The sequence below is a fragment of the Streptomyces sp. NPDC054956 genome (genome assembly GCF_053609185.1).
Map to the genome: position 1 here is coordinate 1 of NZ_JBSGXB010000359.1, position 7016 is coordinate 7016.

Annotated in this window: 7 protein-coding genes; 2 read left to right on the forward strand and 5 right to left on the reverse strand. The window is 72.7% G+C overall.

What is annotated here, in order from left to right; all coding sequences use genetic code 11:
- Positions 1-26: 26 nt before the first annotated feature.
- From ACWGDE_RS34000 to ACWGDE_RS34015, 4 genes are all read right to left on the reverse strand, one after another.
- Positions 27-782: an AIM24 family protein gene (locus ACWGDE_RS34000; protein ID WP_453392911.1), complete on the reverse strand. Its 756-nt coding sequence runs from the start codon at positions 780-782 to the stop codon at positions 27-29.
- Positions 783-799: 17 nt separating this feature from the next.
- Positions 800-1480: an AIM24 family protein gene (locus tag ACWGDE_RS34005; protein WP_376618924.1), complete on the reverse strand. Its 681-nt coding sequence runs from the start codon at positions 1478-1480 to the stop codon at positions 800-802.
- 29 nt (positions 1481-1509) lie between these two features.
- On the reverse strand, positions 1510-3147 hold the full coding sequence (locus tag ACWGDE_RS34010; protein ID WP_453392912.1) for a TerD family protein: 1638 nt from the start codon (positions 3145-3147) through the stop codon (positions 1510-1512).
- A gap of 128 nt (positions 3148-3275) precedes the next feature.
- Positions 3276-3815, reverse strand: a complete 540-nt coding sequence (locus ACWGDE_RS34015) for a M48 metallopeptidase family protein (RefSeq protein ID WP_453392913.1) — start codon at positions 3813-3815, stop codon at positions 3276-3278.
- Between the two features lie 214 nt (positions 3816-4029).
- On the opposite strand from ACWGDE_RS34015, the gene ACWGDE_RS34020 reads away from it, so the two are divergent.
- Together ACWGDE_RS34020 and ACWGDE_RS34025 are read left to right on the forward strand one after the other, a co-directional pair.
- The gene (locus tag ACWGDE_RS34020; protein WP_453392914.1) at positions 4030-5196 is read left to right on the forward strand and encodes a ThiF family adenylyltransferase; all 1167 of its coding nucleotides are present in this window, start codon (positions 4030-4032) and stop codon (positions 5194-5196) included.
- A 94-nt stretch (positions 5197-5290) separates the two neighbouring features.
- Positions 5291-6622: an ABC1 kinase family protein gene (locus ACWGDE_RS34025; RefSeq protein WP_453392915.1), complete on the forward strand. Its 1332-nt coding sequence runs from the start codon at positions 5291-5293 to the stop codon at positions 6620-6622.
- Between the two features lie 36 nt (positions 6623-6658).
- Here the strand turns inward: ACWGDE_RS34025 and ACWGDE_RS34030 are convergent, their stop codons facing one another.
- Positions 6659-6865 (reverse strand): hypothetical protein, encoded by a 207-nt coding sequence (locus tag ACWGDE_RS34030; protein WP_453392916.1) that lies wholly within the window; start codon positions 6863-6865, stop codon positions 6659-6661.
- Positions 6866-7016 lie beyond the last annotated feature (151 nt).

The following is a 7016-nucleotide window of genomic DNA, read 5'->3' on the forward strand; positions in this document are numbered from 1 at the left end:
CCTCTTTCGTTCCTGCCTGCCTCTGATCAGTTCCAGGCGTTGTTCTGGTTCTGCGCGTGGGCGCCGTGCTGGCCCATGCCGAACTGGGCGGCCGCGCCCTGGCCGATCTGGGCGTTCTGCGGCGGCAGCACCTCGCTGGGCTGGACCAGCGCGAAACCGGTGCCCAGGAAGCTGAGCTCCCAGCCCTCGCCGGTGTTGCCGCGCCGGCGCCACACTCCGGTGGAGTGCGTCTGGGCCTGCATCTGCACGCGCAGCGAGGTGGACCAGGCGACGATGGCGTCGGCGTCCGCGTTGACGTACTTGTCGGGCGTGACCTGCATCATCAGCGGCTGCCCGGAGGTCATCAGGGCGACCTTGCCGCGGCCGGTGATGTTGAGCTGGTACTTGCCGGAGCCGGAGATCCCGTACTGGCTGTCCACCGCGATGACCTCGGTGTGCAGGGTGGAGTCCAGCGCGAGGACGTAGCTGCTGTCGACGGTCAGGCCGTCGTGGTCCACGTCCACGACGTGCACGTACTGGGCCAGGTTCGCCAGGTAGACCGTGCCCTGCCCGGAGCAGCGCATGAGGTCGAGCCCCTCGCCGGTGCGGCGGCGGGCACCGCGCTGGTTGGCGCTCTGGTACTCGCCGTCGAAGTCGATGATCCCCTGGTAGGCGACCATGGCCCCCTTGCGGGCGAGGACGTCGTCGGAGCCGGTCAGCGAGACCCGCAGCAGCTGCGGGTTCTGGACGGCGTACCGCTCCTGGGACTGCGCCTCGGCGTGGGCGAAAAGTGAGCTCTGCATGATGTGCCTTCTCCCCCTCAGCCCCGGACCCGGAGCCGGTCGGTGCTGTCCTCGCTGGGCTGTACGACGACGATGCCCTGGCCGGAGAAGGCCATCTGGTAGGCCTCCCCGCTGCCCCGGCCGATCAGCGACGAGGCCTTGAAGCTGCTCTTCCCCTTGACCTTGAGGTTCGGGGACCAGGCGACGAGCGCGTCCGGGTCGACGAACGTCTCGTCCTCGCCGCGGCCGCAGTCGACCACGATCGGGGTGCCGCGGGAGGTGATGGCCACCCAGCCGGTGCCCGCGATCTGCACGTTGAACAGGCCCTGGCCGGCGAACTTGGCCATGCCCTTGACCCGCTCGACGCCCCACTGGAGGTGGGCGTCGAAGGCGAGGAGGTTGGTGCCGTTGACGGAGAGGGCGTCGTTGTTCAGGTTGATGACGACGACGTCCGCGCCGTAGTCGGCGAGGTAGAGCAGGCCGTCGCCGGTGCACTTCATCAGCGGGGCGCCCTCGCCGGTGAGCCACTGCGAGGCCATCTGGCGGACGGCCGGCGGGTTGGGCTCGTACTGCACGAAGCCCTCGTAGGCGACCATCGATCCGGTGCGCGCGAAGAGGTCCTGGCCGCTCTGCATGGCGACCTTGAGCATGGCCCTGCCGTGGTTCTCCATGCGGGCCGTGACGGGGGTCGGGGCGTAGCCCGCGAGCTGCTGGTTCATAGCGTTCATGGCATTCATGTGGGGCTCCCTCAGACCTCGTACGGCTGGACGACGATGAAGTTGCCGGGAGCGCCGCGGAACTGGAGGTTCACGGTCTCCCCGCTGTGGCCGGGGTAGGCGTTGCGGCGCAGCCGGACCTGGCTGGAGATGATCACCTGGGCGGCGGAGGACCACGCGACGATGGCGTTGCTGTCCGCGAAGGTGGTCGGGGTGACGGGCAGGACGACGGGCACGCCGTGCGTCTTGACGATCACCGTGCCGGTGCCCTGGAACTGCATGGTGAACAGGGCGCCGCCGGGGATGCCGTGGCCCTCGATGCGGCGGACCTCGTGCTGGAGCGACTCGTCGAAGGCGAGCACGTTCTCGGCGGAGACGCAGATGCCGTCGCCCTGGAGCTCGATGGCGTGCAGGTGGGCGCCGCCCTCCGCGAGGAAGACCTGGCCGCGGCCGGTGCAGCGCATCAGCTGCATCTCCTGGCCGGTGGCGTTGCCGACGATGCGGCCGGCGAAGCCCGCGCCCTTGTAGCTGAAGTCGACCTTGCCCTGGTAGAGGACCATGCTGCCCTGGCGGGCGAGGACGGCCTGGCCGCCCATGGCCAGGTCGACGCGCATGAGCTGCTGGTTCTGCGGGGTCCAGCGGGCGCCGGTCGGGGCTTCCTTGTACGGCTGCAGGGCGGCGGCGAGGCCGGCGCCGACGGCGGGCACCGCCTGGGCGGGCTGGCCGTAGCCGGGCTGCTGTCCGTACGGGGGCGGCTGCTGGCCGGGGAACTGGCCGGGAGCCTGGCCCGGGACCTGGCCGTACGAGGGCTGCGGCTGCTGCCCGTACGGCGCGGGGGCCGGGGCGGGCGGCGGGACCTGGCCGTACGAGGGCTGCGGAGGCTGGCCGTAGGGCGCGGGGGCCGGCGGGGCCAGGGGCGCGGCCATGGTGGGGGCCGCGTGGACGGGCTGCTGGTACGGAGCCGGGGCGGGGACCGGGGCCTGCGGCGGCGCGCCGGCCGGGGCTCCGAAGGCCGGTGCGGGGGCCGGGGGCTGGGCCTGCGCGGGAGCGCCGAAGGCGGGCGCGGGCGCGGCGGCCTGCGGCGGCGGGGCGAAGCCGGGAGCGCCCGCCGGGGCCTGGGCCTGCGGCGCGGGCTGCTGCTCCTCGGCGACCTCGCCGCCGAAGTTCTTCAGCAGCGCGGCGAGTCCGCCGTCGAAGCCCTGGCCGACGGCGGCGAAGCGCCACACGTCCTTGAGGTAGAAGTCGCCGATCATCAGCGCGCGCTCGGTGCTGAACTCCGAGCCCGTGAAGGTGTACCGGACGACCTCTTCGCCGCCGGCCACGATCCGGATCCAGCCCGGGCCGATCTGCGACATCTGGCCGGCGCCGTCGATGGAGGCCGCGAAGGAGAGCTTGTGGATGTTGGCCGGGATGCGGTCCAGGGTCACCCGGAAGGATTCCGCGTCACCGGCCTGGGCGCCGAGCAGCTGGATGGACTCCTCCGGCGACTTCGGCTGGTTGAAGAAGACGAAGTAGCGGTCGTCCGAGAGCTGCTCGTTGGCGTCGAGGCCGAAACAGCTGATGTCGATCGCGAGTCCGGGCCCGGCGATCTGGACACCCACGTAGAGGTCCGTGCCCGCCGTCAGATCACTGATCTTGGCCTTGTGACCGCGTTGGAATTCCCTGGCCATACGTAAGACCGTCCCCCATCCCGACTGTGAATGCGTGCCGCTCAGGCTAACGGCAACCTCGGACATCCGGCCAAGTCGGTACCGACCCGGTACATATCACGGGGTATGACATCACCGGCAATTACGGATCATTCATCCCGGGCGGCGGGGACTTTCGGAAGGCGCTCGGCGGCGACGACTCCTTCGAGGTAACCGCGGGCCCTCTCGGTGCGCGGGTACGCCTCGAGCAGTTCCCAGAAGCCGGGGCCGTGGCCGGGTACCAGGAGGTGCGCGAGCTCGTGCAGCAGCACGTAGTCGACGACGTACTCGGGCATCCCCTGGATGCGGTGCGAGAGCCGGATGCTGCCCTCGGCCGGGGTGCAGGAGCCCCAGCGGGTGTTCTGGTTGGTGACCCAGCGGACCGAGCGGGGGCGGGCGCGGCCGGCGAAGTACTGCTCGGACAAACGCTCCGCCCGCTCGGCGAGTTCCGCGTCCCCGAGGGTGCGCTTGCTCTCCTGCGCGGCGAGCTTGTCGAGCATGACGCCGACCCAGCGCCGCTCCTCCGCCTCGGACATCCGGGCAGGGATGAGGACGACCGTACGGTCACCCTCGCGGTAGGCGGATACGGTCCTGCGGCGGCGTGCGCTCCGGCGGACTTCGACGGCGCGCTGCGGTGGATCGGCGGACACGCCACGACGGTACCCGCTCGCCGCGGCGGAAGTCCCACCCCTCCGGGGTTCGAACACGATCTGTTCGCGGAGCCCGGGAAAGAACCCTAGTTATCCCTCTCATATGCCTAATACCCCTCACCTGTGGACAACTTTTCACGCGCGATCCGAGGCCCGGGCAGTCTTTTCGGAAAGCGGCGCGGGGAATGCGGCGCGTGAATCGAGGGAGGCCGTGATGTATCCGAAGGTGAAGTCCGCGCTGGCACGGGCCTGGCGGGATCTGCAGACGGTCCAGTTCGGGGTGACCCCCGCCCACGCCGTCGTCCTCGGCCCGGTGGACACCGCCACGGCGGCGCTCCTCGACCTGATCGACGGGACCCGGGGCATGGAACTGCTGCGCTCGCAGGGCAGGGCGATGGGGCTTCCGGACGGGCGGGTCGACGAGGTGGTGCGGCGGCTCGCCGCGGCCGGGCTGCTCGACGACGCCACCGCCGGCGGGCCCCGGGCCCAGGCCGTGCGGGACCGGCCGGAGGCCCTGGCCCGGCTGGGGCCCGACCTGGGCTCGCTCTCCCTGGTCCATCCCCGGCCGGGCGGGGACTTACGGGGTGTGGCCGCCCGTCGGGGGATACGGGTCCAGGTGCGCGGGAGCGGCCGGGTGGGCGGGGTGATCGCCTCGGTCCTGGCGGGAGCCGGCGTCGGCCGGGTCGAGGTGCTCGACGGGGGCCGCACCGAGCCGGCGGACGTGGCTCCGGGCGGGCTGGGCCCCGGCAGCGTGGGCCGGCTGCGGGCCCAGGCCGCGCGGACGGTGGTCCGGGAGGCGGCTCCCGGCCGCGGCCCGCGGAGCGGGGAGGGCGGCGGACCGGAGCCGGGACTGTCCCTGGTGGTGGTCGCGCCCCGGGACGGGCTGCAGGCCTGGGCCCCCGATCCGCAGACCGCGGCCGACTGGGTCTCCACCGGCACCCCCCATCTGTACGCGGGGGTGCTGGAGGGGACCGGGCTGGTGGGGCCGCTGGTGCTCCCCGGGGCCACGGCCTGCGCCGGGTGCATGGAGCGCGAGCGGGTGGACCGGGATCCGGCCTGGCCGCGGATGCTGGTCCAGTGGCGCTCGGCGCACCGCCGCCGCGGCACCGGCGCCTGCGATCTGGGCCTGTCGACGGCGGTGGCCGGACTGGCCGCGGCCCACGCGCTCTCCTTCCTCGACGGGGAGCTCCCCGCCTCCACCGCCACCCGCTGGGAGGCCTCCCTCCCCGCCCTCCACTGGCAGCCGAACCCCGTCCTCCTCCACCCCGACTGCCCGTGCGGCACGAGCGGACGGCCCGAACCTCTCGTGACAGGACCGGCCTCGGGAGCACCGCTCGGATCGACTGCGGTATCGGGCTCCGGGACGCGGAGCGGGCCATGACAGGATTGCTCGTGGCCGAGGTGCCGTCCGAAGGCCGTCGGGGCTCTCCCGAAGCGCCGCTTGCGGCTCAGCTGTCTGGGAACTGGAGGGGCGTATGTCTGATCTTCCCCGGAAGGCGGTCACCCGTACCGTCAAGCTGGCCGCGCTGCCCTTGGGCATCGCAGGCCGGGCCACGTGGGGTCTCGGCAAGCGGATCGGGGGCAAGTCGGCGGAGATCGTGGCCCGCGAGCTCCAGCAGCGCACCGCCGAGCAGCTGTTCCGCGTACTGGGCGAGCTCAAGGGGGGTGCCATGAAGTTCGGGCAGGCGCTCTCGGTCTTCGAGTCGGCCCTGCCCGAGGAGGTCGCCGGTCCCTACCGGGCGGCTCTGACGAAGCTTCAGGAGGCGGCGCCGCCGCTGCCCGCGGCCACCGTCCACCAGGTGCTGGCGGAGCGGCTCGGCGAGGACTGGCGGGACCTGTTCGAGGAGTTCGAGGACAAGCCCTCCGCGGCGGCCTCGATCGGGCAGGTGCACCGGGCGGTGTGGCACGACGGCCGGCAGGTGGCGGTCAAGGTCCAGTACCCGGGGGCCGGCGAGGCACTGCTGTCGGACCTGAAGCAGCTGGGCCGGTTCGCGGGCCTGCTGGGACCGCTGGTCCCGGGCATGGACATCAAGCCGCTCATCAAGGAGTTGCGCGACCGGGTCGCGGAGGAGCTGGACTACGAGCTCGAGGCCGAGGCGCAGCGGACGCACGCGGACGCCTTCGACGGCGACGAGGACGTGCTCGTGCCGGATGTCGTGCACCAGGGCGACCAGGTGCTGGTGACCGAGTGGATGGAAGGGACTCCGCTGTCGGAGGTGATAGCCGACGGCACGGAGGAGGAGCGCGACCGCGCCGGACAGCTGCTGGCCCGGTTCCTCTTCTCGGGCCCCGCCCGCACCGGGCTGCTGCACGCCGACCCGCACCCGGGCAACTTCCGGCTGGTGTGCGGTGCCGACGGCCGGATGCGGCTGGGCGTACTGGACTTCGGGACGGTCGACCGGCTGCCGGGCGGCTGGCCCAAGTCCATAGGCAAGTCGCTGCGGCTGGCGCTGGCCGATGACGCCGAGGGCGTCTACGGGCACCTGCGCGGCGAGGGGTTCGTGCGCGAGTCCATCGAGCTGGACCCCGAGGCGGTGCTCGACTACCTCAGGCCGATGCTCGAGCCCGCCGAGGACGGGGAGTTCACCTTCACCCGGCCGTGGCTGCGCGGCCAGGCGGCGCGGATCGCCGATCCCCGCTCCCCCGCGCACCAGTTGGGGCGTCAGATCAACCTGCCGCCCTCGTACCTGCTGATCCACCGGGTGACGCTGAGCACGATCGGCGTGCTGTGCCAGCTCGGTGCGACGGTGCGGCTGCGCGACGAACTGGAGTCCTGGCTCCCCGGGTTCCTGCCCGAAGAGGACTGAGCCGGCCGGCCGCGTCCCGAGGGGTGCGGCCGGAGCTCACCACCAGGCGGAGTCGAGACGGCCCTCGATGGCGCGGAGGTTGGCGCGCGCGCAGTCGACGCAGAAGTACTGTCTGGTCCCGTTCTCCACGGAGCAGGTCCAGGTGGGCGGGGCGCCGGCCGGGGACTGGGCGCCGCAGCGCGCACAGACGACGGGCGGGGCCTCGGTTCCCGGCGGAGCCGGGCGGGGATTCGGCTGGTCCACCTCCAGACGATATCCCCGCGGGGGTGGGAGGCGGTCCGCAACGCACCGGGGGGGGGGGGGGGGTGGGGGCCGCCCGCCGCGGGTCCGGGCCGGCCCCCCCGGGCCAGGGTTCGCTCAGCTCCACCCGCTGGCCGGGCAGCACCTCGACGGT

Bases quoted from the DNA above. Each gene is read 5' to 3' on its own strand.
- ACWGDE_RS34000 (WP_453392911.1), bottom strand. From the start codon at position 782: ATGCAGAGCTCACTTTTCGCCCACGCCGAGGCGCAGTCCCAGGAGCGG.
- ACWGDE_RS34005 (WP_376618924.1), bottom strand. From the start codon at position 1,480: ATGAACCAGCAGCTCGCGGGCTACGCCCCGACCCCCGTCACGGCCCGC.
- ACWGDE_RS34010 (WP_453392912.1), bottom strand. From the start codon at position 3,147: ATGGCCAGGGAATTCCAACGCGGTCACAAGGCCAAGATCAGTGATCTG.
- ACWGDE_RS34020 (WP_453392914.1), top strand. From the start codon at position 4,030: ATGTATCCGAAGGTGAAGTCCGCGCTGGCACGGGCCTGGCGGGATCTG.
- ACWGDE_RS34025 (WP_453392915.1), top strand. From the start codon at position 5,291: ATGTCTGATCTTCCCCGGAAGGCGGTCACCCGTACCGTCAAGCTGGCC.